18 protein-coding genes and 3 tRNA genes are annotated in these 26,099 nt (G+C 43.1%); 17 read left to right on the top strand and 4 right to left on the bottom strand.

The annotated features are described in order from the left end of the window. Positions 1 to 17 precede the first annotated feature (17 nt). The 7 genes from HXT55_RS00425 to HXT55_RS00395 all read left to right on the top strand — a co-directional run bounded on the left by HXT55_RS00425 (position 18) and on the right by HXT55_RS00395 (position 6,444). Positions 18 to 91: transfer RNA gene (locus HXT55_RS00425), tRNA-Ile, on the top strand. Between the two features lie 32 nt (positions 92 to 123). Further along, positions 124 to 196 (top strand) — tRNA-Ala (locus tag HXT55_RS00420). 273 nt (positions 197 to 469) lie between these two features. Continuing rightward, positions 470 to 2,812, top strand: a complete 2,343-nt coding sequence (locus tag HXT55_RS00415) for a heavy metal translocating P-type ATPase (RefSeq protein WP_285067660.1) — start codon at positions 470 to 472, stop codon at positions 2,810 to 2,812. A 260-nt stretch (positions 2,813 to 3,072) separates the two neighbouring features. Beyond that, on the top strand, positions 3,073 to 4,554 hold the full coding sequence (locus HXT55_RS00410; RefSeq protein ID WP_285067661.1) for an FAD-dependent oxidoreductase: 1,482 nt from the start codon (positions 3,073 to 3,075) through the stop codon (positions 4,552 to 4,554). Positions 4,555 to 4,730: 176 nt separating this feature from the next. Then, complete coding sequence (locus HXT55_RS00405; RefSeq protein ID WP_421792218.1) at positions 4,731 to 5,804, top strand: M48 family metalloprotease; 1,074 nt, start codon at positions 4,731 to 4,733, stop codon at positions 5,802 to 5,804. A 74-nt stretch (positions 5,805 to 5,878) separates the two neighbouring features. Then, a tRNA-Gly gene (locus HXT55_RS00400) sits at positions 5,879 to 5,952 on the top strand. Positions 5,953 to 6,135: 183 nt separating this feature from the next. After that, positions 6,136 to 6,444 (top strand): peptidase A8, encoded by a 309-nt coding sequence (locus HXT55_RS00395; protein ID WP_101891679.1) that lies wholly within the window; start codon positions 6,136 to 6,138, stop codon positions 6,442 to 6,444. A gap of 239 nt (positions 6,445 to 6,683) precedes the next feature. Here HXT55_RS00395 and HXT55_RS00390 read toward each other — a convergent pair whose 3' ends face one another. Next, positions 6,684 to 7,574 (bottom strand): Fic family protein, encoded by an 891-nt coding sequence (locus HXT55_RS00390; protein ID WP_004116510.1) that lies wholly within the window; start codon positions 7,572 to 7,574, stop codon positions 6,684 to 6,686. A gap of 744 nt (positions 7,575 to 8,318) precedes the next feature. Next, positions 8,319 to 9,509, bottom strand: coding sequence for a lipase family protein (locus HXT55_RS00385; protein WP_421792216.1), 1,191 nt, complete (start codon positions 9,507 to 9,509; stop codon positions 8,319 to 8,321). A 583-nt stretch (positions 9,510 to 10,092) separates the two neighbouring features. Between HXT55_RS00385 and HXT55_RS00380 the strand changes: the two genes are divergently transcribed. The 10 genes from HXT55_RS00380 to nagA all read left to right on the top strand — a co-directional run bounded on the left by HXT55_RS00380 (position 10,093) and on the right by nagA (position 22,055). Further along, positions 10,093 to 11,025, top strand: a complete 933-nt coding sequence (locus HXT55_RS00380) for a DUF4862 family protein (RefSeq protein WP_421792214.1) — start codon at positions 10,093 to 10,095, stop codon at positions 11,023 to 11,025. A 43-nt stretch (positions 11,026 to 11,068) separates the two neighbouring features. Continuing rightward, positions 11,069 to 12,070 (top strand): ROK family protein, encoded by a 1,002-nt coding sequence (locus HXT55_RS00375; protein WP_421792212.1) that lies wholly within the window; start codon positions 11,069 to 11,071, stop codon positions 12,068 to 12,070. Positions 12,071 to 12,094: 24 nt separating this feature from the next. Continuing rightward, positions 12,095 to 12,763 carry an N-acetylmannosamine-6-phosphate 2-epimerase gene (locus HXT55_RS00370; protein WP_004113937.1) on the top strand — a complete coding sequence of 223 codons (669 nt, stop codon included), beginning with the start codon at positions 12,095 to 12,097 and terminating at the stop codon, positions 12,761 to 12,763. Between the two features lie 289 nt (positions 12,764 to 13,052). Next, the gene (locus tag HXT55_RS00365; RefSeq protein WP_004116517.1) at positions 13,053 to 14,618 is read left to right on the top strand and encodes an ABC transporter substrate-binding protein; all 1,566 of its coding nucleotides are present in this window, start codon (positions 13,053 to 13,055) and stop codon (positions 14,616 to 14,618) included. Positions 14,619 to 14,816: 198 nt separating this feature from the next. Beyond that, positions 14,817 to 15,722, top strand: coding sequence for an ABC transporter permease (locus HXT55_RS00360; RefSeq protein WP_004113928.1), 906 nt, complete (start codon positions 14,817 to 14,819; stop codon positions 15,720 to 15,722). Between the two features lies 1 nt (position 15,723). Then, on the top strand, positions 15,724 to 17,748 hold the full coding sequence (locus HXT55_RS00355) for a dipeptide/oligopeptide/nickel ABC transporter permease/ATP-binding protein (protein WP_004116521.1): 2,025 nt from the start codon (positions 15,724 to 15,726) through the stop codon (positions 17,746 to 17,748). After that, positions 17,745 to 18,605: an ABC transporter ATP-binding protein gene (locus tag HXT55_RS00350; protein ID WP_004116524.1), complete on the top strand. Its 861-nt coding sequence runs from the start codon at positions 17,745 to 17,747 to the stop codon at positions 18,603 to 18,605. Before HXT55_RS00355 ends, HXT55_RS00350 begins: the two co-directional genes overlap by 4 nt. Positions 18,606 to 18,776: 171 nt before the next feature. After that, positions 18,777 to 19,736, top strand: coding sequence for a dihydrodipicolinate synthase family protein (locus HXT55_RS00345; protein ID WP_116439746.1), 960 nt, complete (start codon positions 18,777 to 18,779; stop codon positions 19,734 to 19,736). 171 nt (positions 19,737 to 19,907) lie between these two features. Beyond that, positions 19,908 to 20,720, top strand: a complete 813-nt coding sequence (nagB, locus tag HXT55_RS00340; RefSeq protein WP_004116530.1) for a glucosamine-6-phosphate deaminase — start codon at positions 19,908 to 19,910, stop codon at positions 20,718 to 20,720. A gap of 75 nt (positions 20,721 to 20,795) precedes the next feature. Next, a complete protein-coding gene (nagA, locus tag HXT55_RS00335; protein ID WP_421792209.1) occupies positions 20,796 to 22,055 on the top strand; it encodes an N-acetylglucosamine-6-phosphate deacetylase in 1,260 nt (419 codons plus the stop codon). A 509-nt stretch (positions 22,056 to 22,564) separates the two neighbouring features. On the opposite strand, the gene HXT55_RS00330 is transcribed toward nagA, so the two are convergent. Together HXT55_RS00330 and HXT55_RS00325 are read right to left on the bottom strand one after the other, a co-directional pair. Then, positions 22,565 to 23,362 carry a FadR/GntR family transcriptional regulator gene (locus HXT55_RS00330; RefSeq protein ID WP_004137759.1) on the bottom strand — a complete coding sequence of 266 codons (798 nt, stop codon included), beginning with the start codon at positions 23,360 to 23,362 and terminating at the stop codon, positions 22,565 to 22,567. Beyond that, positions 23,346 to 26,069 (bottom strand): exo-alpha-sialidase, encoded by a 2,724-nt coding sequence (locus HXT55_RS00325; RefSeq protein WP_421792207.1) that lies wholly within the window; start codon positions 26,067 to 26,069, stop codon positions 23,346 to 23,348. Before HXT55_RS00325 ends, HXT55_RS00330 begins: the two co-directional genes overlap by 17 nt. Positions 26,070 to 26,099 lie beyond the last annotated feature (30 nt).

Raw genomic sequence — 26,099 nt, 5'->3', positions numbered from 1 at the left:
TTTTCGACATACAAGTTGGGCCCGTAGCTCAGGTGGTTAGAGCGCATCCCTGATAAGGATGAGGTCGGAGGTTCAAGTCCTCCCGGGCCCACGAAATTGAGCATTTTGTTCTTTTTCTCCAATGGGGCTATGGCGCAGCTGGTAGCGCATCTGCTTTGCAAGCAGAGGGTCAGGAGTTCGAGTCTCCTTAGCTCCACAAATAGGGTTTCTAGCCGATCGCTAGAAACCTTTTTTCATATATTCGTATTATCGTCTTCTTTCGCGTGTTTCTTGTTCTTGCGCGCATTTTGTTATATGAGAATGTTTCTCATCAAGGTGTTTTGCTAAACTGAATACCAATAAATGAATATAGATATCTTTACGCCGTGTATTGCGCATGCTTAAGTGGATGCTCAATGGGTTAACAAGGCGTGAAATCGTGTGTTAGCAGCGTTTAGCGCAGTTAACCTGATCAGCGTAAGGAAAGTGTATGCGTAAACTTTTATCGTATTGCCGTCGTGCTCCTCAATTAGTAATAGTTTTAGTTTTGTTCCCGTTTATTGCGGCGTTTTATTCTAGAAATCTGACTTTTATACTCGATTTTTGCAAAGTTATGAGCAAGACGTTAAATTACCTATTTTCATTGATAAATTTTGATTTTAATGTGCAAATAAGCCTTACAATCGGGCAAAGTATAATAACATGTTTAGTTTTATACACATGTGTTAAGTCGCTTTTAAGTATGATTGATGATTTAATGCATGGCACACTTGGAATTGACTTGCTTGCGTTTGTTGCATTGCTTGCAACGCTTTGCATAGGCGAATTTTGGGCAAGTTATTTGATTGTTGTAATGGTGTTTACAGGCGAAGCAATCGAAGACTTTGCGCAAGATGCAGCGCAGAAAAATCTATCTCTTTTAGTAAATGCGTCTCCTCAAACCGCGCATTTAATGACACTTCCTGGAATAGTGTGTGGTGAATCTTGTGAGCAATGTGCTCTGCTTGATCATAGTCATTTTAGAAAAGTCAGCGATGAATCTTCGCTAGAGGCATTGCAAGAACATAAAGATTTTACTAGTTGTGAATCGTGTAAAAAATGTAACAATAACTCTAAAGAATGCCCAATATTGCAAGAGGTAAAGTCTTCTAGCCAATTGCAAAGATACAAAACAGTTCCAGTTGAAGATCTAAAAATCGGCAATGTAATAGTTGTTCTTCCAGGAGAAACAGTTCCTGTAGACGGTGAGCTTTTAAGCGGTTCTGCTGTTCTAGACACAAGCGCAATAAATGGCGAGTCGCTTCCGCGCGAAGTGTTTGCTGGCGCACAAGTGTTGTCTGGATGCGTAAATGGTGGCGTTGTGTTAATTATGCGCGTAACTAAGTTATCGCAAAATTCGCAATATCAAAAAATCATGAAGTTGGTTGAATCTGCAAGAAGTTCCAAGGCTGCAGTAGTACGATTTGCGGATATGCTTTCCGTTCCTTTTACGGTGATTTCTTTTGTGATTGCAGGCGTTGCTTGGGCTGCATCTGGTCAGGCTTTAAGATTTGCGCAAGTGTTGGTGCTAGCTACTCCTTGCCCACTATTAATCGCTGTTCCAGTGGCGTTTATGGCAGGAACAGGAAGACTTGCAAAACTTGGTATTGTGGTAAAAAGCCAAGATGTTTTAGAGCAGCTAAGCCGAGTAACAGATGTGTTCTTTGACAAAACGGGAACGCTTACTGTTAAACAGCCTCAAGTTGTTAGAGTGGATTTAGCGAATCATCAAAATAGCGAAAATCAGGAAAATCAAGAAAATAGTGGGTTGCAAAATAGGATACTAATGTTTGCTGGTGTTCTGGAAACATACTCACAGCACATTCTTGCAGGAGGAATTGCAAAAGCTGGATCGGATCTTTGGCAAAACACTCATCCATCTGCCGTTCCGCAGCTTCCAAGCGTGCGTGAATACCCAGTTATAAGCGGTGTTAAAGAAACTGCTGGTCAAGGTATATGCGCAAGTGTGGATGGTGTAAACGTTAGAGTAGGTCGCAAAAAATACGTTTTGCAGGCGTCAGCTGGCAATCCCGAGGATAAGTCGCCAGCAACCGAAGATAAAGCCAAACGTGCAAATATAGAAAATATAGAAAGCAATTTTGAAGAGCTTTCTGCCGACGAAATGGCGACATATGTTTCTTTTAATGGCAAACTTGTTGGGCGAATCGTTCTAAAAGACGTGCCTAGAGAAAATGCAAAATCTACGATTCAAAAACTCAGAAAACTTGGTGTTCGTTCAATAAGCATGCTTACTGGAGATGGTCTGCAAGCTGCTCAAACAATAGCAAAAAGCGTTGGTATTGAGCGAGTAAATGCTAATTTGCTGCCACAAGACAAGCTTGAGTGCATAAAACAGCACTATAGTGATTACAAAAGCGAAGAAGATTGCGGCAGATTTGGCAGTTTTGGCATCTTTGGCAGCTTTATGGATAAGAAAAAAGATAAGCGCGTAACAATGATGGTTGGAGATGGCGTAAACGATGCACCAGTTTTGGCTGCAGCAAACATTGGAGTGGCTTTGACTGATGGAACGGATACAGCGGCTTCGGAGTGCGCGCAAGTTGTGATTATGAACAACAACATTTATGCTGTAGCAAACGCAGTTAGTGTAGCCAAACGCACAAAGCGTGTTATGGTTCAGGCTGTTATGTTGGGAATCGGTTTAGCTGTTATAAGCATGATTGCGGCGGCTTTTGGGCTGATTCCTGCAGTTCTTGGAGCTATGATGCAAGAGATGATTGATGTTGTGTCAATTTTATGGGCGCTTACAGCGTTGAAAGGAAAGCGCGCGTAAGAGTAAATGTGCATATGTGCATAAGTCACAAGTTACAAGCACGCATAAGCAAAAATGTATATAAGTGACAATATTCACTTTGGTCTTTTCTTGAATGAGTCAAGGCGCTAGTCTAAGTAGTGGAGCATTTAAGGAAGCGACTTATAAAACAGTTTACAAAAAGAGTTCAAAATGCTTAAGAATGCTCGAAACACGCAAAATGTAATGTTTTAAATAACAACATTGAATAACAAAATTTGAATAACAACATGGGAAAATTTATGGAAACGAATTATGATGCGGATTCGCACGAATTGCGAATCGCAGTTATTGGTGCGGGGCCTGCCGGAATATACTCGTCAGATATTTTTCTTCGTCAGCTTAAAAAATTGGGTGACGAAATGGGATTAGGTACGAGCGCTAGAATCGATTTATTTGAAAAACTACCAGTTCCATTTGGGCTGGTTCGATATGGAGTTGCGCCAGACCATCCGAGCATAAAATTCATTGCAGATGCTTTGGCTAAAACGCTTGATAATCCAAATATTCACTTGTATGCGAATGTTGAATTTGGCAAAGATATTACATTAGACGATTTGTTGCCTCGCTACGATGCAATTCTGTTTGCTACGGGCGCTGTAGAAGATAAGCCGCTTAGTATTCCAGGAGCATCGTTAAACGGCGTGTATGGCGCTGCAAAATTTGTGGAATGGTACGACGGGTATCCTACCAGTGAGCGCACGTGGCCGCTTGATGCAAGCGAAGTGGCTGTTATTGGTGGCGGAAACGTTGCTATGGATGTTGCGCGCGAGCTTTTGCGAGACGCGAATTATCTTAGAGAACACACGGACATTTCCGACGACGTTTACAATGGTTTGCTTAAAAACCAGGCTAAAACATTGCACTTGTTTATTCGACGAGGCGTTGCTCAAGCTAAATTCTCTGTGCAAGAATTGCGCGAGATGGAAAAGCTTTCTGGCGTGCAAATAGTTGTAAATGAAAACGATTTTGACTTGGATGACGAAACGATTGATGTTGCTGGAAAAGACAAATTGACTCGTCAAATGGTAGAAGAACTTTTTGCTATACGCGATTTGAGCGAAGATATGGAAGATAGTGGAAACGTTGATTTTGAAGGCAATCCTGCAAATCGACGCTATATTATTCACTTCAATTCTGATCCAGTTGAAATTCTGGGAGAAGATGGGCGAGTGTGCGCTATTCGAGTAGAGCGTACAGTTACAAGCGCGGACGGGAAAATGACTCGTACTGGAGAGTTTGAAGAATACCCTGTTCAAGCGGTTTACCATGCGATTGGATATAAGCCTGCTAAGGTTTCTGGCGTTGCTTACGATGAGAACAAAGCTCTTCTTGCGAATAAAGATGGTCGCATAGTAACTGATCCAGATGGTGATGTTGTGCGTCCACGCTTGTATGCAACTGGCTGGGCTAAGCGAGGACCTGTTGGATTAATTGGTTCCACAAAGTCAGACGCTTTGCAAATAGTGGCAAATATGTTGGAAGATTTAGCAAAAAGCTCGCTCGAAGAATGTGAATCCGCACTTCCTGGCAGATTGGCAATAGATAGAGAGCCTAAATCTATCGAAAATCTTCTCGCTTCCAGAGGCGTGGATGTAGTTGATTTTGATGGGTGGAAAAGAGTTGACGATTTTGAAGTTGAATCTGGTATGGCAGAAAATCGCGCTCGCAAAAAAGTTGTATCTAAGCAAATGCTTATAGATATAGCGAATCATCAACAATAGTTTGTTAATTTTTAGTGGTCGCTTACGTTATGCACATTTGCAAAACGTTTAGTGACCACTTGTTAACAGATTATAAATCTTAAATACACTAATTAGCATTAATCTTAAACATATTAATTATAAATATACAGTTTTCATTCAGCAAAATTACAGTTCCGATTATTAGAATCGTAAACATGTTCAGCAATATAGGAATGCGATGCAGCAATTATATGAAAACAGCAGCACTGTTCTCAGTAATCTGGTTGATTCTTGCCTTAATTTGGGCTTCCTGTGGATTGCGCTTACCTATGCTGATTTGGTTTGTAGTTTTAGGAATAATTCTCAGTGTGTGCGCATATTGGCTTTCTGGCAAGCTCGCAATTCGCATGGTGAATGCTATAGAAGTCAGTGAAGATGAAGAGCCAATCTTGTATGGTATTGTTCGCGAGATTTCTGCGAGAATCGAAAGACCGATGCCGCATCTTTACGTTGCTCCAATGGATAGTCCTAATGTTTTTGCAATTGGTCGCAGTGAAAGACATGCTGTTATTTGTTGTACGCGTGGACTCTTAAACATTCTGAACGAGCGTGAGTTGCGTGGAGTTGTAAGTCATGAGCTGATTCATATTTATAATCATGATATTTTGAATTCCACTATTGCTTCAGCTATTGCGACAATTATGACTTATGTTGGCTATGTTCTTACGTATTCCAAAAAGAAGCATACTGCTGATAGTGAGTTTGCTGTTAGATCAGAATCTTCTAAAAGCCGTTGCCCAGTGTTAAAGATTGTTGGTCAAGTTTTAAATGTGATTTTTGTGCCAGTTGGAGCATTGATGATTAAGCTGGTGGTTTCTAGAAGCCGCGAATTTGACGCAGATAAAAGCGCTGGAATGCTTACGGGAGATCCTGCAGCTTTGGCTTCTGCTCTAAATAAAATTTCTTACGGTGCAAAAATACATGAGATGAGTAGAGCCGATGGATTGCAGGCAATGTCTTCGCTGATGATTGTAAATCCATTTGAAGATGATAAATCAAAATTATTGAAGATGTTTTCTCATCAGTCAGCTGTTAAAGAGCGAGTTAACTTCTTGAGACTAATGGCTAAGTCGCAAGAGGATAATGCTGAGTATTCTGGGTATGCGGAAATGTCTTATGAAAATGAAGCTGCTGCAAGACCAGATGAATTTGATAAGTCTGAATCTGTATTCAACATCCGATATGGGAGAAGATTTCCTAGTGGAGTTGTAGCCGTAAGCGGAGCATGATATCCTTATATGGTTTGTTGTCTAGATTGATTAATCGAGTCATTTGAAGGTATTAATCGCCAGCAGCCGAACATGCGGACATAGTTCATCGGTAGAATGGAAGCTTCCCAAGCTTCAGAGGCGGGTTCGATTCCCGTTGTCCGCTCCATGTGGGGAGATCTGATATATCAACGTTCTTCGCCTGTTATTGCACCTTAAAAATAGTCTAAATGTGAAAATAATGTGCGAAATTCTGTAATTTTTTTTTTTAATATTGACACGAAAATCTTAGTTAAATTAAAATTATATTGAATCCGCTATGGAAGAGGATTTAATTGGGCAGGAGGGTTTTATGTTAGATATGTTGTTTGCACTTGTTGCTGTTGCATCAATGTTAATAGGCTTGGTTCTATCTGTAATTTTATGGGTTAAAAGCAGCAAATCAGCTAAAGAGTTGTATAAAGATGCGTACTCATATGCAATTATTGATGTTGTATTAGGCGTATTGTCGTATATTTCTTATGCTGCGACTATCAATTCCGTAGATGTTGATGTGCGTGAATTCTACACAAATTATTTCACGGCGCCATTGATTGTTCTTGCTGTTCTTGTTGTAAGTATTGCTGCTATAACTTTTGCTAAGTCTAGAAAAATCGCATAAATCGTATTTTTTGTACATTGGATGTATAAAAAATTGTACATTGAATGTACAAAAAATATGTTTTTTGTGTATACAAATTTTATAATCGCGCGCTTACAACGCAATGCATTTGAGTTATAGGTCAAACAGAATCTGTGACCAAGTCGGAGATTCGACCACAGTACTGTCAATAATTCAGTCAACTATCTGAGAGAATAACAGTAAAGACAATTGCGCGTAGCTTTAATTAAAAATGACCATTACTCTAAAATAGACAAATACAAATCAAGTCTTTGATTTAAATATCTTGCAAACAAGTTTGCCATGGCAGACACGTTATGCTTTGCGTGATACTCATCAAAAGCTTCATAATATTTCAAGCGATCAGTAAATTTTATATCTATTGGTGGGTACCCTGCTTTCATCAACTCCAAATTGACCAGCAGTCTTCCTGTTCTTCCATTTCCATCAATAAAAGGATGAATGCTTTCGAATTCTATATGAAAACGAGCAAGTTTAGTAACAATATCTTCATCGCTGTTTTTGTATTTTTTCAATAATTCTTCCATTTTTGAAGCGATTAAATATGGTTGTGGTGGCTCATGTGTAGATCCCATAATTCGAACGGGAACTTTTCTATAAACGCCTCTATCTTTTCTCTTATTGGCTAAAACTAAATAATGTATGTCTTTTATAACTTTTTCATTTATCTGCTTATTTTCGCTAACAAGCTGCTTTACGTAATCAAAGGCTTCTTTGTGTCCAATAACTTCTAGGTGCTCTTTTAATGATTTTTGATCAACAGTAAGCCCTCTAAGAACCATGTCTGTTTCGCGCAGTGTTAAAGTATTTCCCTCAATTGCATTTGAGTTATATGTATATTCTATTAGAAATTCTTCATTAAGTCTTTCTAATTCTCCCTCAGTTAAGGGTCTTCTTGTTTTAAGGGTTTCTAATTTAGTTTTTATGATTGGAATTAGAGATTCACTAATTTTATATCTTCCGTCGGTTGGCTTTGATGCGTCATGTGGTATTTTCCAGGATCTTCCTTCCCGATATGCTCCTGGAATTTTTCCTTCGGAGCATAGAATTCTTACTCTTCTATCTGATATGCCCCATTTTTCAGCAGCTTGGTTTACTGTTATATACATAAAATACCCTTAATCATTGTTGCATTTTATTATATTTTAACGTTTTATCGGAATAACATAAACAGTAGCGGAATAACATATTTAATTTATCGGAACAATAGTGATTGATAAAACCAGTAACGTGAAGCTGTGTTAAATATTGGGATATCTTTGTTTAGAATGATTTTGCAAGTAAAGAATAAGCACATTTGATACGCTATAAGCCTCACTGCAACAAGGGCTATGAGTTTATTTTTTTTTACACACTTTTGGCGTTTTGGACCCTTGATTTCAGTCTGAATTCTGTGTGTGATATTTAGACAAAAGATGTGTAAGTCGTATTTTTTGTACATTGGGTGTATAAAAAATTGTACATTGAATGTACAAAAAATACGTTTTTGTGTATACAAGTTCTTATAAGCATGCTGTGGGAATGCGATGCGTTTGAGTGAATATTGCATAAGTTTTATATTGAAGAAAGTTTTAGTTTGGTCTTATCTGGATGCTGGAATACTAGACAATAGTTCAGCTCGCCTGAGTCTTCTCGGTGTGGGATGATTTTCTTTCTCCACTAGGATGTTCTTGTGCCAGATAAAATCTTTGTGAAATAACCCAGAATAGTTGGATTAATCAATATAAAAAGCGCTGACTTATTTATGCGTTAATACACATTTTGTAAGTCAGCGTTTAGTTTATTGTTAGTAAATTACACGAACCAGTTACCTATTGCTAATTACAAATCACTAATTAACAATTAGCAATAAATTAGAACGTGCGAACATTGTAGAAATTATTAAGCTCTTCCATCCAACGCCCAGTACCAGATATATCTCCTCTAGTTCCTACGGTAAACCCTGGGAAATTGTTCATTCGTGGTTCAAAGTAGCTTCGAGAGCCATGCCCTTCTGCAGAATTGCCAACACTTATAGCTCCTGCAAAATTGCCGACAGAACGAATAACTCTGTCGTTGTCTACTTTGTAATGAACAGCATAACCTTCGCGAGTCAGACGATTCCCTGCGTTTGCTGCAGTGCGAAGCCAACGGTTGAAGATATTTCCCCAAATTTGAGGAGCATTGAAAGTGTAGATTTTCTTAAGCCAAGAATATCCTTTACCGTCTGCACGAATCAAAGCTCGTTGAGCCAAATAGCCTCCAAGAGAATGACCAGTAATATATAGATTATTTACAGTGTGTTCTCTGCCATAACGCTCAATAAGTTGTTCAACATCGTAAGCCTGATCTGGATTGCGACCTACAGCTATTGCAAGATCATCGTCATAATCATTAAATTGAGAAGTTCCACGAATTGCAAGAACTTGAACAGTTCCTTGCTCTAAGAACGGATAAGGACTTACATTTTCAAACAAGACAGCGTCAAAACCACCCCTATTGTGGTAGGTTTCTTTAACTTTCCAGAACGGGGCTATCTCATTGTGCATAAGATGATATTCATTGCGGTTCTTATAAATGTCATGAAGTGGTTTAGTGTAATCAAGAACCTTGTTTATATAACTATCATCGCGATAAGAAAGTTCAGAAAATAGCGTCATATCTCGTGGGCTTATATCCCATCTGCGAGGATTACTGTCTTGATTATCTGGAATACCATCGCCATCGGTGTCATTCATCATAGGGTGAGAATTGTACCCATAATAAGTTTTACCGTTTTTAGTATAAGTGTAAATTTCTTGTCTATTAGTTAAGCCGTCGCCATCTAAATCAGCATTTGGGTCTAAAGGCTTTTTATGATACAAAGCCATGTCTAAAGCTCCGGGAAGCTCCAGCTTTATATCTCCATTTGAAATCTGTTTAGCTGTTTTCTCTGTAATAGGAGTGTGTCTTTCTGTAAGCTGCTCGTTTTGAGTATATGCCATCGCTGGTGTAGTGATGCTTAACATGCTTAGCATAAGACACAGGCTTGCAGATAAGCCTATTAGTTTGAAGCTTTTCTTCATGATTCCTCCTACTTTTGTCATTTATTTTGGGAATTAACCCGAATTAACTCGTTTTGTGAATTAATCCTTTGTTTTTTTACTATCTTGTTAGCGCGTTTTACGCTTAAAAGCTACAAATAGCAAGTTATGTAAACTGCACCTTCGCTTAATTACAATTACAGTAATGCTTAATTTTCTTCAATAACTCTCTGCAATCAACTTTGACGATATGAGTTCGATTAAGAAAATCCTAGATGCTGCTAAGTGTTCTTATATGCTCAAATCCGCGCTTGATGTGCACAAATCTACGCTTGTATTGGTGTAGCTTATATGACCATGCTACAGCATTAATCAATTAAATACATCATTAATTAGCATAAAATAAGTGAAAATTGTTGCGTTAATGTTGTTATGACTTTATTACATTAAGCTGCTTTAGTTTGAAAACAATTTAGTCGCAAGTACAAAGATTTATCAGACGTCTGACGAATTGTAGTGATATTGGTGTAATCTACAAATCAAAAGACGAATCAAAAGACGAGTCGAAATGCAAGTTAAAAGATAAGTCAAAAGATAAATCAGCTACGATTTCAAGGAGGATATCATGCTGAAAGCTAAATTCGTTGTAGGTGCATACGCATCGTTGCCAAAAACTCGCGAAGATCAAGAAAAATACTACGATTTGCTGGGTAAACAAAGCTGGATTGCTGGAACAGAGATCCCGTACCCAGGAGATTTGGCAGATTCACAAAATCGCACGTGGCTAGCATCTGCAATACCTGCGCATTGGCATGCTAACACTATAACCGCAATACCTGGGACAATGAGGCACATAAACTTTGACCCAGATCCAGAATTTGGACTAGCAAGCCCAAGCGAAGAGGGCAGACATCGTGCGCTCGCATTCTTTAAGGATATTCGCGAAGCCATAGCTGATGTTGCAGATAAACGAGATAGTTGTGATATATCGCACGTGGAAATACACACAGCGCCAACTCGAATAGCACAAGCAGACGCAATGAAAAAGTCGTTGGAAGAACTAGCACAACTAGATTGGTGTGGAGCAAAGTTGGTGATTGAGCATTGCGACCGATATATCGAAGGACAGAATCCAGAAAAAGGATTCTTATCACTAGAAGAAGAGATTCAAATTGCTAAAAATGCTGGGATTGGAATCACAATAAACTGGGGAAGAAGCGTTGTAGAAGAGCGAAATGCTCAAGCTGCTATAGAACATGTGCGTGCGTCAAGGCAGGCGGGAGTATTGCAAGGATTAATGTTTTCGGGAGCTGGACCAGAAGCAACGCAATACGGATATGAGTGGATTGATGGTCATTTGCCAATGAACCCAGATGAGCCAACGTCATTAATGACGTCTAAAGAAATTCAAGAAACTACTCGCGAGGCGCTAAAAGACGATTATGCAATCGACTATTTGGGTGCAAAAGTGTGCGTTCCGCAAGACGCGAGCGTTGAAGAGCGCTTGGGGTACCTATCGCGTATTCATGACGCTGTGAGCGCTGTCCAGGGTGAGTAAATAGGCAAAGTCGCAAACGCAAGAAAGAAAACGGAAATTACTTATGAATGAAACAAAAGATTCTCGCTCTACATATCTTGCTTTTGACATAGGCGGAACAAAAATCGCCTATGGATTAGTGACTTTGCCGGATTCTAATATTCGCCAAGAAAGTGCAGATTACATTTCTCCAACAGTGCAAGAGCATGGTTCAATGCCAACAGAAGCTGCAAAAGGTGGAGAAAATATAAAGAATCGCCTAGTGAAAAAAGCGTCGCAAATCATAGAAGAAGCGCAGAAAAATGGCAAAACTATTAGCGGAATTGGAATAGCGGCTGCGGGAGTGCCAAATAGCAAAACTGGCGAAATTGTAGCTGCTACAGACATTCTGCCAGGTTGGCGAGGGCAGCAAATTTATGACGCATTTAAGAGCGTAACTGACTTGCCAGTTTATATGATTGGCGATGTTGGTGGACACGGTTTAGGCGAAGCAATTTACGGCGCGGGTCTCGGAAAGTCGATTGTATTTTCTGTTGGCATAGGCACTGGAATTGGTGGGGCGATTATTATAAACGGCAAGCTGTTTACAGGGGCACACGGAGTTGCTGGTCATGCTGGTCACGTTGTTAGTGACTTAGGAGTAGGTTTTGACTGCTCGTGCGGAGCGCGTGCGGGCCACATTGAGCCAGTGGCTTCTGGAACGGGGCTTGCGACTCTTTACAATCGAAATCTTCCAGCTGGTACTCAAGAAGCCCAAAATGGTTATGATGTTTGCGTAAGAGCAAATTCTGGTGAGGAATATGCAAAAGAAATTCTTGCTAGAAGCGGTAAGGCTTTGGGTGAGTGCGTAGCTGGAATGGCTAATCTTATAGATCCAGATGTGATTGTGCTTTCTGGGTCTGTTGTAGAAGCTGGTGATATTTGGTGGAATGCTATGCGAAGTGGATTTGAAGATTCTGCTTTGACATTGATTAAGAACACCCCAATTTTAAAGGGTCAACTTGGAGGATCTGCTCCTCTGATTGGCGCTGCTTGGGCTGTTCATTTAAGTTTGAACCATTTTTAATCATTTTAAAAAGGAGGAATCTATATGAATCCTGTAATTGAAAAAATTAAAGGTGGCTTAGTCGTTAGCTGCCAAGCTTATCCTGGAGAGCCGCTAAGACACCCAGAAACAATGGCACAAATGGCAATGGCTGCCGTAGAAGGTGGTGCTGTTGGCATTAGATGCCAAGGATTGTCGGATATTTCAGCGATTAAAGGGCAGGTAGATGTGCCTGTAATCGGAATCTGGAAAGACGGTCATGAAGGAGTTTATATTACGCCAACTTTGCGCCATGCACGCTGCTGTGCTGCTGCTGGGGCAGATATTATTGCGATTGATGCTACGGATAGACCGCGTCCAGATGGTTTGACTTACGAGCAAACTGTTCGCGCTTTGCATGACGAAGGCATAGTGGTTATGGCTGATTGCGGAAACTTTGATGACGCTAAGCGCGCGGCGGATTGTGGAACAGATATTATATCTACCACTTTGGCTGGCACTTCTCCCGGAAGGCCAAAGACTGATGGTCCTGATTTTGAGCTTTTAGGTCAGATTTTGCAAGCTTTCCCAAACTATCCGATTATTTGCGAAGGTCGTATCCACACTCCTGATCAGTTGCATAAGGTTATGCAAATGGGAGCTTGGGCTGCGGTGGTTGGAACTGCAATTACACATCCAACGTCGATTACGCGCTGGTTTGCGGCAAAGTTGTAGGCGGTGCATTGTAGGCGGATTGGTCGCCAGTAACCGTACTGGATAAAGTAAACAAATAAATAAAAGTATTGATTATATGTGTGTTGATTTTGTGCGATTTTGTGCTAATTTAATGACTTCAAAAATTAAATCAAAATTTTCACAAATTCGACACACTTATAACTTGACATCAGACATCAGACCTCTTATGTTTAAAGTAACGCGAAAATAACGCACGCGCTATAATTTAAAACGTTTTCGCATTCGAGGATGAAATGCGAAGAAAACAACTCAATGGTGAGGAGAAAATATGGCACGAATTAACTCAAAGCTAACCGCGGTAATCGCTGCAGGTGTAGCCGCATTAATGATGCTTTCTGGCTGTGGTGGAGCAAAATCCCACAAGGCAGCAAAAGCAAAGACTGCTGTTAAAGATACAATCACAGCTCAAGTCGCATACGCAAGCCGTGACTTTGCGCCATCCACTACTTCGGGCGCATTGCCAATGGCAGCAAACTGGCATGTGACAGAGCCGCTCTATGCTCTTGATTACAGCAATTTTAAAGTCTTCAATGCTCTTGCAAAAGGTGAGCCAAAGAAGATTTCCGACACCGAATATGAGGTAACAATTCGCGATGCTGCAAAGTTCTCTGATGGAACTGAAGTAACAGCAGGAGACGTAGTATCTTCCTTCAAGCGCACAACTGCAAAAGGCAGCCTCTATATATCTATGCTCGACTTTATTGATTCAGTTGAAGCAAAAGACAATCGTCATGTAATCTTCAAGCTAAAGAAAGCATTCCCACTGTTCAAGCAGCGTCTTGCTTTAATCCAGATTGTTCCAACAGCAAAGTCTGACGCAGATCTTAAGAACATGCCAATCGGCTCTGGTCCATGGAAGTATGTGTCCATTACAGATAACCAAGTAAAGTTTGAGCGCAACGATCTTTATAACGGCAAGTACAAGGCACAGACCAAGAAGATGGTTTGGAACGTAACCGTTGACGATACTGCTCGCGTAACAGCAATGCAAGGTGGAAAGACAGACGTAATGGAAATGGTTCCAGCACAAGCATTCAACACTTTGAAGGCGTCTGGTTCCGAGCTTAAGACCGCACAGGGCTTCACGCTTCCATTCGTTATGTTCAACACAAAGCAAAAGCCATTTGATGATAAGCGAGTTCGCCAAGCAGCTCTCTACGCGATTGATGTGAACAAGCTCATCACCAACCAAATGAGCGGTCAGGGCGAGCCAGCAACAAGCTTCTTGCCAAAGAACTATGCAAACTACCACAAGGCAAAGAACGTTTACACCAAGAACATTGCTAAGGCAAAGAGCTTGCTTAAGGAAGCTGGTGTAAGCGGTCCACTAAAGTTCACTCTTTACACAACAGACCACACTTGGATTACTCAGCTTGCTCCACAAATCAAGAACGATCTTGCGGAGATTGGTATGGATGTAGAAATCAAGTCCATGAAGTCTTCTGCACTTTACCCACAGATTACCGACCGCGACGACGCAAACTACTCCATGGTTCTTGCTCCAGGCGACCCATCTGTGTTCGGCAACGATCCAGATTTGCTTATGAGCTGGTGGTACGGCGACAATGCTTGGACTCGTCAGCGCACGTTCTGGAAGAACTCCGAAGGATACGCAAAGCTCCACAAGCTTATGGATGAAGCTCTTGAAGCGTCCAAGCCAGCAGATCGCCAGAAGTATTGGAACCAGTGCTTCGATTTAATTAGCGACGAAGTTCCTCTGTACCCACTCTTCCATCGTAAGACTACGACTGCTGTAAAGAAGGGCGCATTGGCTGAGTGGAACGCAATCGGCTCCACTGGCATCAACCTTGTAAAAGCAAAGCTAACAAAGTAGGTGCAAGCTAAAAAATAACAAACTTCATTTTCCCTAACCTCTAACCGCAAAACCGGCCCGGCTGTTTACCTTTCTCGCCTTTGTGCAGATGGGCCGGTTTTGTTATGCCTTAATAACAAATTTCTTCAATGGATGTGTGGATGTCTTATGAGTAATTTTCTTAGACTTTTAGGTAGGCGATTAATCGCACTGCCATTCATGGCATTCGGTGTTACGTTCCTCGTATTCTTCCTTATGTCATTTTCAAAATATGATCCAGCAGTTGCAGCATTAGGTGAAAACTCATCGCCAGCAGCACTTGCCGCATTCCGCCATGAAATGGGTTACGATCGTCCGTGGTGGGAGCAGTTTGGATCTTACATAGTTGGACTATTCCAAGGAAACATGGGTGTTTACGGCGTAAACAAGGATTCTGTAGCTCAGAGAGTGGCAGATGCCTTCCCAATCACCTTGCAGCTAACCTTCATTGGTTTGTTGATAGCAATAATCTTTGCAGTAATCTTCGGCGTTTTTGCAGCTCTTTACCGCGACACTTGGGTTGACCAAACAGTCCGCGTGCTTTCGATTATTGCAATCGCAACTCCATCCTTCTGGCTCGGCGTTCTTTTGATTTACGTCTTGCAAATCAAGCTTGCATGGCTCCCAGGATCTGGCGATTTTGTGCCGTTCTTTGAAGATCCAGAAGCTTACATCGCTAGAATGGCAATGCCTTGCTTTGCATTAGGTCTCCCAGTAGCAGGTCAACTTACGCGAATCATACGAACCTCGATGGTAGAAGAATTGGATAAGGATTATGTGCGAACCGCAATCGGCGCAGGTATTCCAAAGAGTGTGGTGGTTGCTAGAAACGTGTTCCGCAACGCTCTGATTACACCAATCACGACTCTTGGTATGAAGATCGGTTACCTTATGGGTGGTGCAATCGTTATCGAAGTTATTTTTGCACTCCCAGGAATGGGCACTGCAATGTTCGACGGCATTAATGGCAACCAACCAATGCTTGTTCAAGGTGTTGTTTTGGTTGTTGCAATTGCATTCATCTTCATAAACATTATTGTTGATTTGCTTTACGTGTTAATCAACCCAAGAATTAGGACGGTGTGACATGCTATTCGGAAAGAATCAGGTAGTAGATGCCGCATCTAAGCCAGGCATCAAATTTAACAGATTTAAAAGCATGAGCTTAGGTTCTAAAATATCGCTTATTGTGATTGCAATACTGGCATTCTGCGCAGTATTCGCGCGATTCCTAGCTCCATGCGACCCAGTAAAGATTACGCAAAACTATCAGCCGCCAACAGGAGCGCACTGGTTTGGTACCGATAACCTTGGTAGAGACGTGTTCTCGCGCGTTATGTACGGCGCTCGCTACTCGTTGGTAATCGGCTTGTCGTCTGTGCTCTTTGCATTAGTGATGGGCGCAATAATCGGCGCAATCGCAGCTGTAAGCCGCACTTGGATATCTGAGCTTATAATGCGACTGATTGATATAGTAATGTCAATCCCAGGAATCGCATTAGCGGCTGTGTGCCTTGCAATTCTTGGACAATCCATGATTGGTATCATCATTTCCATCGGCGTGCTTTACGTTCCACAAATCGCAAGAATTGTGCGAGCAAACATAATAAGCGAATATGGAAAAGACTACGTTCGTGCAGTAATCGTTTCTGGTGCTCGCGCACCTTGGATTTTACTCAAGCACGTAACGCGTAATATTGCAGCTCCAGTTATGGTGTTCACAACGCTTTCTGTTGCAGACGCAATCGTGTTCGAAGCTTCTCTTAGCTTCATCAACGCTGGTATTCCAGAGCCAACGCCAACATGGGGCAACATTTTGTCTTCCGCTAAAGCAGGCGTTATCTTCGGATACTGGTGGCAGGCATTGTTCCCAGGCTTAGCAATCATGATTACTGTTTTGTGCCTAAACATTCTTTCTGAAGGCATTACGGACGCAATGGTTGCTGCTCCAACTGCTCCAGTAGCTAAGAGCGCTGCAGATGCGGATGCAGCTCGCAAGGAAGATAGGATTCTCACCGACCCAGTGGCAGCTTACAAGGAGCAGCACGACGCTTTGGTTGAGTCTTTGGCAAAGCTTCGCGAGGCTGAGTTAAAGCGCACGGATCGCTTGCAGCCAACGTCTACGGAGCCTCCAGTTATTGAAGTTAAAGACTTGTGCATTCAGTTCCCACGCTACGGCAGCGTAAATGTTGTAGATCACTTGAGCTTCTCTGTTCGTCCAGGCGAAACGATGGGCTTGGTTGGCGAATCTGGTTGCGGTAAGTCAATCACTTCGCTTGCGATTATGGGCTTGCTCGATCCAAAAGCTAAGATTAGCGGACAAATCCTCTTTAATGGCAAGGATCTTGTAAAGCTTAGCCCAAAGGAGCACAATGCTTTGCGCGGACACGAAATCGCAATGGTATACCAAGACGCGTTGTCTTCCTTAAACCCATCAATGCTGATTAAAGCGCAGATGAAGCAGCTAACTTCTAGAGGTGGAACTCGTAGCGCCGAAGAGTTATTGGAGCTTGTAGGCTTGGATCCAAAGCGCACGCTTGAATCCTACCCACACGAGCTTTCTGGTGGTCAGCGTCAACGCGTGTTGATTGCAATGGCACTTACGCGAGATCCAAAGTTGATAATCGCAGATGAGCCAACAACCGCTTTGGATGTTACTGTTCAAAAGCAAGTGATTGACCTTCTTAACGAATTGCGCGAAAAGCTTGGATTCGCAATGGTGTTTGTAAGCCACGATTTGGCTCTTGTTGCAAAGGTTGCACACTCGATTACCGTAATGTACGCAGGCCAGGTTGTTGAGCAAGGCTCCACTAAGGAAATCCTCACTGATCCGCATCATGAGTACACGCGTGGCTTGCTTGGCTCCGTAACTTCCATTGAGGCTGGTGCTCCAAGATTGCATCAGGTTCCAGGAACTGTTCCAAGCCCATCCGACTTCCCTAAGGGAGATCGATTCGCACCGCGTTCTTCTCATCCAGATCAAGGACTTGACGTGCGCCCAGTAATGAAGCGCATTCCAGGAACGTGGCACTTCTACGCTGCGCCTCCAGAGCCAGAATCGGATGTGCCTTCCGCAATTTTGACCAACTCCGATAAAGGAGATGTGCGATGAACATGAATGTTAACGAAACAAACAAAACTCAAAGCGAAAATGGCGATGTTCCAATCATCGAGTTGCGCGACGCCGAAGTGGTGTTCACTACTCGAGCAGGATCTGGCTTATTCCACAAGAACAAGATTACAGCCGTAAACAAGGTGAATCTTAAGCTTATGCCAGGCAAGACGATTGGTATTGTTGGCGAATCTGGTTGCGGAAAGTCTACTACTGCAAACATTATGTGCGGTCTTCAGCAAGTAACAAGCGGCAAGGTTTTGTTCAAAGGTCAAGACGTTACGCATAGAACTGCAAAAGAGCGCATGGATATTGGACGTGTGGTTTCCGTTGTGTTCCAGGATCCAGCAATGGCTTTGAATGCGCGCATGAGTGTGATTGACCAGTTGATTGACCCGCTTGTTGTGCACAAGATTGGAAGCAAAGCTGAGCGCGATGCTAGAGCCAAGGAGCTAATCCGAATGGTTGGTTTGCCTCACTCTGTTCTTGGCGCTTTGCCAGGTCAGCTTTCTGGCGGCCAGCGTCAGCGCGTGGCAATCGCTCGTGCGCTTTCGCTTAACCCAGATGCAATAATCGCAGATGAGCCAACTTCCGCTTTGGATGTTTCTGTGCGTGCTCAGATTTTGAATCTTCTTTCCGACTTAAAGAAGAAGCTGAATCTTTCCATGGTGTTTATTAGCCACGATATTCAAACAATTAGATACATATCCGACGAGGTTGTTGTTATGAATCATGGAACGATTGTTGAGCGTGGCGAAACTCACCAGGTGATTAACAATCCGCAAGATGAGTACACAAAGATTTTGATGGGCGCGGCGCCTTCGCTGTTGCACCCAACGGAAGAAGAGTGCAAGTAGTGCAAGCAGTGCGAGCAAGCGCTAGTCGTTAGTCGCTAGCTTGAATGCGAGGGCGGTCTGTTAAGACCTTGCAGTAAATCCATGCAGGCCGCCCATTAATTCCAAAATCTAAAGTCATAAATCATAAATCAATAAGTCATAAATAATAAAAAATACGAAAGAAGTTTAATCATGGCAGAAAAATTCCACGGCGTTATTCCACCAGTAGTTACGCCATTAACGGCAGACGGCGAAGTAGACGTTGTTAGCTTTGAGCGTTCGCTTAACCGAATGATTGAAGCAGGCGTAGACGGCCTGTTTACGCTTGGATCTTCTGGCGAAGTTGCGTTTAGCACAGATAAGCGCCGTCGTGAAATCATTGAAACCGTAATGCGCATTGTTGATGGTCGCGTGCCAGTGTTGGTTGGGTGCATCGATACGGAAACAAACCGTGTTATTGAGCATGCAAAAGAAGCTAAGGAGCTTGGAGCGGCTGCAATCGTTGCAACAGCGCCATTCTACGCACTCGGCGGCATGGCAGAAGTTGAGCGCCACTTCCGTCTTATTCACGAAGCTGTTCCAGATTTGCCACTGTTCGCTTACGATATTCCAGTTTGCGTACACACAAAGCTACCAGGCGCTTTGCTTGTAAAGCTTGGTAAAGATGGCGTACTTGCAGGCGTTAAGGATTCTTCCAACGATGACGTGTCGTTCAGGTTCCTTGTAGACGACAACAATAAGGCTGGCCACCCATTGACTTTGCTTACGGGTCAAGAGGTTGTTGTTGACGGCGCATACATGGCTGGCGCAGACGGTTCTGTTCCAGGACTTGCAAACGTTGAGGCAACTGGCTACGTGCGCATGTGGAAGGCTGCTCAGGCTGGCGATTGGGCAACAGTTAAGAAGGAGCAGGATTGGCTTGCTGCTTTGATGCGAATCGTTACTGTTCCTAGCGGAGTGGCAGGCTTCGGCGCAGGAGTTGGAGCATTTAAGACCGCAATGGCGTTGCTTGGCGTGTTTGATACAAATCAGATGCCAGACCCAGTTTGCCCACTTGAGGGAGAAAACGTTGAAGCCGTGGCTCGCGTTCTTAAGGAAGTTGGCTTGACTTTGGCAAAGACCCCAGAAGAAGTAAGCGCTTCTACTAAGTGAGTATTTTTATCAGATAATTTAAGCAAATAATTTAAACAAAATCGTTTATTCATGGTGCATAGTAAATAAATGGTATTGCGGCGTACGCTTAAACGTATGCCGCAATGCTAATATTTGCTTGGAGTATTTGCAGAATCAAAAATCACCAAAGCTTTAAAGGAGAAGCTAAAGATGGCTGAAGTTATTATTGTAAAAGATCAGGATGAGGCAGGCGAGCTATACGCCGAATCTGTTGTAGATTTGATTAGTCGCAAGCCAGATGCAGTACTAGGGTTGGCAACAGGATCAAGCCCATTAAAAGCCTACGAGCATCTTGCAAAGCTTGTAAAAGACAAGAATGTTGACGTGAGCCGCGTACGTGGATTTGCGCTTGACGAATACATTGGATTGCCATTAGAGCACGAACAATCTTACCACAGCACAATCCGCAGAACTGTAACAGATCTAATAGGCCTAAACCCAGATTTAGTTCATGTTCCAGGAGATGTTCTTAATGGAGCGCCATTAAGCGAAGGTGATAAGATTGCGCACGCTGGAGCAGACTACGACGCTGCTATTGCTGCCGCTGGCGGAATCGACGTGCAAATCTTGGGAATCGGCTCCGACGGTCACGTTGGATTCAACGAGCCAGGATCTTCTCTTGCATCTGGTACTCGCGTTAAAACACTAACCGAGCAGACTCGCGTAGACAACCGCAGATTCTTTGACGGTGATATTAACCAAGTTCCAACTCACTGCATAACACAAGGAATTGGAACGATTTTGCGCGCTCGTCATCTCGTGCTTCTTGCGTTTGGTGAAAATAAGGCAGATGCGGTAGCTGCAACAGTAGAAGGTGGAGTAAGCTCGCTATGCCCGGCTTCTGCGCTTCAAATGCATCCTCATGCAACAGTGATTATAGATGAGGCTGCTGCAAGCAAACTTAAGCTTGCTGACTACTATCGTTGGGTGTATGCAAATAAGCCATCTTGGCAGGGGATCTGATACACAAGTCTGAAATTTAAGATAATAAATTTAAGATAATAAGATATCAAATAAGCACAAGCATAGGTGAATGAAATGTCAAAAGATGTGTATTTAGATGCCGTAAAGAAGATTGATGATTCACTAAAATCAAACGAAGAGCGCAATTTTGTAGTGCGCAACGTGAACGTTGTAGACGCTCGAGGAATTGTACCCAATTCGTGGATTTTGGTTAGTGACGGCGTAATTCTAGAGACTGGCATTTTAGACGAAGACCTTGCTTTAGCTATTAGCACTCGCGGCTTAAGCGCATCTGATTTAAGTGTTGTGGATGGGTGTGGCTGTTTTGCTACGCCAGGGTATATTGATCTGCACGCTCATGGAGCCTGGGAGCATTCGTTTGACGATGGTGCCGAAGGTATTGCTATAGCGCGCGCGTATCACATGCTTCATGGAACAACTAGGCAAGTTCTTAGCTTGATTACAAACCCTCTTGACGTAATGCAAGAGAATTTGCGTACTGTTAAGCGTGTTATGCAAACGCGTCCAGATGTGCTTGGGTCGCATTTAGAGGGTCCGTTCTTGGCGTTGTCTAGAAAAGGCGCGCACGACCCTAATTGCCTAGTGGACCCTACTCCAGAGCGCGTTGAGGCGTTGCTTGAGGCGGCAGATGGAACTTTGCGCCAAATTACTTTGGCTCCAGAGCGAGAACACGGCATGGAAGCGATTAAGCGTTTTGTAGAAGCTGGCGTGATCCCAGCAGTGGGGCATTGTGATGCAGATTATAAAACCGCGCGCGCGGCTTTTAATGCTGGCTCTACGCTTATGACTCACATGTTTAACGCTATGAACGGCATTCATCACCGTAAGCCAGGTCCAATTCCTGCTGCTTTGGAGGATTCACGCGTAACTATTGAGCTTATTAACGATGGTTTCCACGTTGAAAACCCAGTTTTGCGAATGGCTTTTGATGCTGCTCCTAATCGCATTGCGTTTGTAACGGATGCTATGGCTGCAACAGGTTGTGCGGATGGTGCTTACAAGCTTGGTGCTCTAGACGTTACTGTTACAGACGGTCACGCAAGGCTTGTTTCTAATGGAGCTATTGCAGGATCTACCCTGATCTTGGAAGTGGCAGTTGAGCGCGCTGTTAAGGAACTTGGCATTGGTTTGCCGGCAGCTATTGCGGCTGCAACTCTTATTCCTGCCCGCGCACTTGGAGTAGATAAGCCGAATGCTATAACTAGCGCTCCTTTGGGCTTAGTTGAAAAGGGGTACGCAGCCGATTTGCTTTTGCTTAATCCAGGAACTTTGGCAGTTGAGCATGTTTGGTGCGACGGTCATAAAATTTCGTAACGTAAATCGTATCGTTGCGATTAATCGTGATGCTGTAGTACTCAGGCATCACCATTGAAGATGAAAGAACCGCTCCCTAAACTAGAGCGGTTCTTTCATCTTATGCACACCAAGCTAGGTGGAGATTCGAGATTTTTCGCAGCGGATGAAGCGAACCTCAGCATGAAATGGTGATTCGCTGAAGCAGCAAGAAAAATCGAGAATCTCGGTGATTAAGTAATACGCAATTGTTCAAGCACGTAAGAGGGCTGGGTGATTCTTGGTCGAACAGTATAAGAGCGGCAGCCGATACCAAATAATCCAAATGATCAACCACTACAAATAAACTTCAACCAAAAAACGAAATCAAAGCCAAAACGGAACAACCGCAACAACAGACTACGCGTAAGAGGCAGAGCGTTGTGAGACAAGAAACACCCAGCCCTCAGCAACTCTAAATAGGAAAATCGCGCAAGACCAAGCTAAGTCACAGCGCTCATGCAAGTCGATTCGTAAGAAAATTATGCGATTTAGTGCTTATGCAGTCTATTAAGCAAAATAGACTGAATTGGCTCGTAATGGTCGTTTACAGCCTGTCTGTATCCATCTGCGTCTCCCGCAATAGCCGTTTTTAGCATAAGCTCGTGCGCTCTAGCGGTTTTTTCAAGCTCGTCCGAAACTTCCAACCCCAATTGTGGCAAAACCGCCATATGCACAAGCCACAAGCATCGCACGAATTGCTCTGCAATCGTATTGTTTACCGCGCGCAAAATACCAGTGTGGAAAGCAATGTCTTGTTCCAAGAACGTTTTTCCAGCATGTGCTTCTTTGGTCATTATTTCCGAAAGCGCCTCCAATTCTGGCTGCTGTGTTCCTTTAAGTGACTCAACCACCTTATCCGCGCATCCAAGGTCTAGGAATTTTCGCATTTCTACAACATCGCTTAAATCTTCAAAATTCTTATTAATGGATATTAAGGAGCGAAAAGCGAGTGTTTCCACCATTGGATCAAGCGATAATGAGCCAACAAACATGCCTTTTCCTTGCTTAACTTCCACAATATTAAGCGCTTCCAGCTTGCGAATCGCCTCGCGCACCGATGACCTTGATGCACCAATCAAGTTGCAAAGCATTGGTTCTGTTGGCAGCATATCTTTTGGCTGCAAGCGTTCTCTTAATATGAGCGACCTGATTGCATCCATTGTTTCATCGCAGCGTTTTCTAGCTGTGATTGGAGCGGAGTTTGAGTTTGAGCTTGCCTGTAAGAAAGATAAACGATCTAGTGTTGTCATCTCGTCGTCTTCATGGCTGCTAAATGTCTCTTCCATGTTGGCTCCTTTCAGTTCGCGTAAGGATTCCTTCTTCTAAATCTTTCATTTTTTCACTTGTGTTTATTTTATTTTTTATACAATCTAAGTCTGTATTGTTTAAACTTTTTGCATTGCTTTTAAAATCTATTTGTAAATTATCCTGCTTCCAAAGATTGGAATCTATTGCTGTTATATAAATTCCAGTAGTCTCTCTTTCCCACAGTAGTTGCAAAGTTCGTTTATTGCTAGAGCTAAGGCATTGATAAACGTGGTGGAATGGGTTTATGCACACGTTTTTTGCCCATGTTTTTCCGCCGTCGTAGCTAAATCTCACAACTCCGCGACCGCGATAAGGCATCATTTGGCTTGCGTTTGCAAACGCTATGCAGTCTGCGTTGTCTGCATTTTCGCTGTTAAAACAGGTTGCGCTCGGCTGGCTGAATATCTCTGGCAAACTTGTGTCAAAAATTAGCTCGCTCCAAGTTTCTCCGCAATCATGACTAATGGCTTTGCCTACACATCCCGAGCGATTTTGATTGCGGAAGAAAGCCAGAATATCGCCATTTTTGCGCTCAACAAACACGGTTTCGGAGCTTGTTGCATCGTCGTCTTGCATTGTTACAGGATCCACGATTTTTCCGTTGATCAATCGCCCTTCGTTAATCATTTTGCCTCGGCTCCATGTTTTGCCCTCGTCGTCCGAAATAAGCGCTCCCGAAGAATAGTGCGATTTGCTTTGGCCGCTGCAATAGAATGGCGCGAGTATTCTGCCGTAATGTTTCTCGCTTTGTCTAATAACTATTCCGTTCCCTGGGCATACTCCAGCGAAGCTCATCCATGGCTCCTTAACAATGTGGTCGATTAAGCGTGGCACACTCCATGTTTTGCCGTCGTCGTCCGAGTAGATTTGAGCTATATAACACGTTTTTTCGGCAAATAATGGCTGACTTTCGCTTGCAATTTCTTGCGATTTCCATATGTTCCACGTGGAACTGTCGCAAGTTTGTTTACTGTGCGAGTTATTGCGTAAGTCATTGTGCGAATCGCAATTTTTTATACTTCCGTCTGGGAAAACTAGCCACTTTGTTGCGCATTCTTTTTCGCTAGAATCGCATGGCAATTTTACGGCCGCGCTTCCATCCATTGCTGCCGCGTAGTTGCCGCCTAAGCGGTCTATAAGCTTGATTCTTCCGCACGCGTCTACGCCTACAGCGGTTTTGCAATTTGTTAGCCCAATTCCGCTAGGATTAAGGTCTATTAATACGTTAATTCTTTCGCTTTTTCCCGCTGGATCTAAAATGGGGCAGGAGTCGATTGCGCTCGCGCCTAGTTTTCCAAGGTTTTTGCCAGGCATGTTGATTACGGTTTGCAAAGGACCCCACGTTTTTCCGCCGTCCGCAGACCTGCGAATTACAAAGTTTATGTGGTTTGGAGCGTCGTTTGAAACGCTTGTTCGCTGGTCTGCTCCTGCGATTAGCGTTCCCATGCGCGTTTTTACAAGAGACGGTATTCTGTAGCTGCGCGAGCCAGCATATCCCGTATCGAATAATGCGGTTGTTACAAGCGGCTTTACTCTTGATATTCTTTGGATTTGTCCTTCGGTTAGCGCGCTAAAGTAGATTCCGCCTGTTCTGGCTTCTCCCATTAATCGCACTCCGCGCAAGTCTTCGCCTATACTCACTGCGTTTAATTCTGGTATGTTTGCAAACCAGAATTGTCCTATGTTGTGCGACTGGCTGTATCCGTCTACGTAAATGTCGGTTGCTCCGCGATTTGCGCGAATAATCAAGTCGTGCCATTCGCCGTCGTCAACGCTTGCGGCTGCTTCGATTACGCTTTTTACGCACGTTTCGCTGTCGATTAGCGTGATTTTTATGCCTTCTGGTCCTGCGTACACGCTTATTTTTCCGCTAGATTCTAGATTAGTTTTTGTTCCAACAGTTCCAGCAGCAAAAAGCACTCCATGTTGGCCAGGTCCGCGCAATCTAAATTGAATGTGCAAAGTTCCGCTTGAGTTGCAAGATACGCGTTTTATGTCTCTTGCACAAATCGTAGGTCCTGCAAACCATATGTCTGGCTGTGCTTGAGTGGCCGAATTTGCGATTTCTTCTGGATTTGGCAAGTGACTTGAGTAGTAAAAGTCGTAGATTTGCGAAGATTCTGCCTGCGCTGCACACACTTCGGCCGCTTTTCCGCTCACTCTTTGCGGCCCAAGATTCGTTGCGCTCGCAAAGCATTGGTATCCGTCTAAATAGAATCGGCTTCCAAAACTTCCGTACGTTATTGCAAAATCGTGTTCGCGCCCGTCGCATGCGCCTAGCGCATCTTCCATTTGTAGTGCAATTTCTTTCGCACCGTTTGCGTCGGCGCTATCTTCTAAAAGATTTTGTGCACTAAGCAGGGGAGCGTCTTCTTTAATACTTATTTTTATTATTGGAGTTGTGTGCTCTTGTTGTGCAGAAGCTTCCGACTTTTGCGCGGGCTTAATATCTAATAAATCACAATCCGAATTTGCTACAAATTTAAACCCTATTATTCCTTCGTTCTGATTTATTTCCTCGTTTTTATCTTTGCGATTGATTCCCGATTCGTTTTCGCTATATTTTTTGATTTCACTAGATGGTGTAATTTTTATTGTGGCATGGTTGAATCGCGTGTGCTCCGAACCTTTGATATCCGCGATATCTTCAATAAGGCTCGTCGTCTTCGTTGAACGACGTTCCATTTTAGTCCTCCATGACCAGAAAAATTAAAA

The organism is Gardnerella sp. KA00718 (assembly GCF_049244285.1).
Lineage (GTDB): Bacteria > Actinomycetota > Actinomycetes > Actinomycetales > Bifidobacteriaceae > Bifidobacterium > Bifidobacterium vaginale.
The sequence above is the reverse complement of the archived record's forward strand: the minus strand, read 5'-3'. Positions and strand labels throughout refer to the sequence as shown.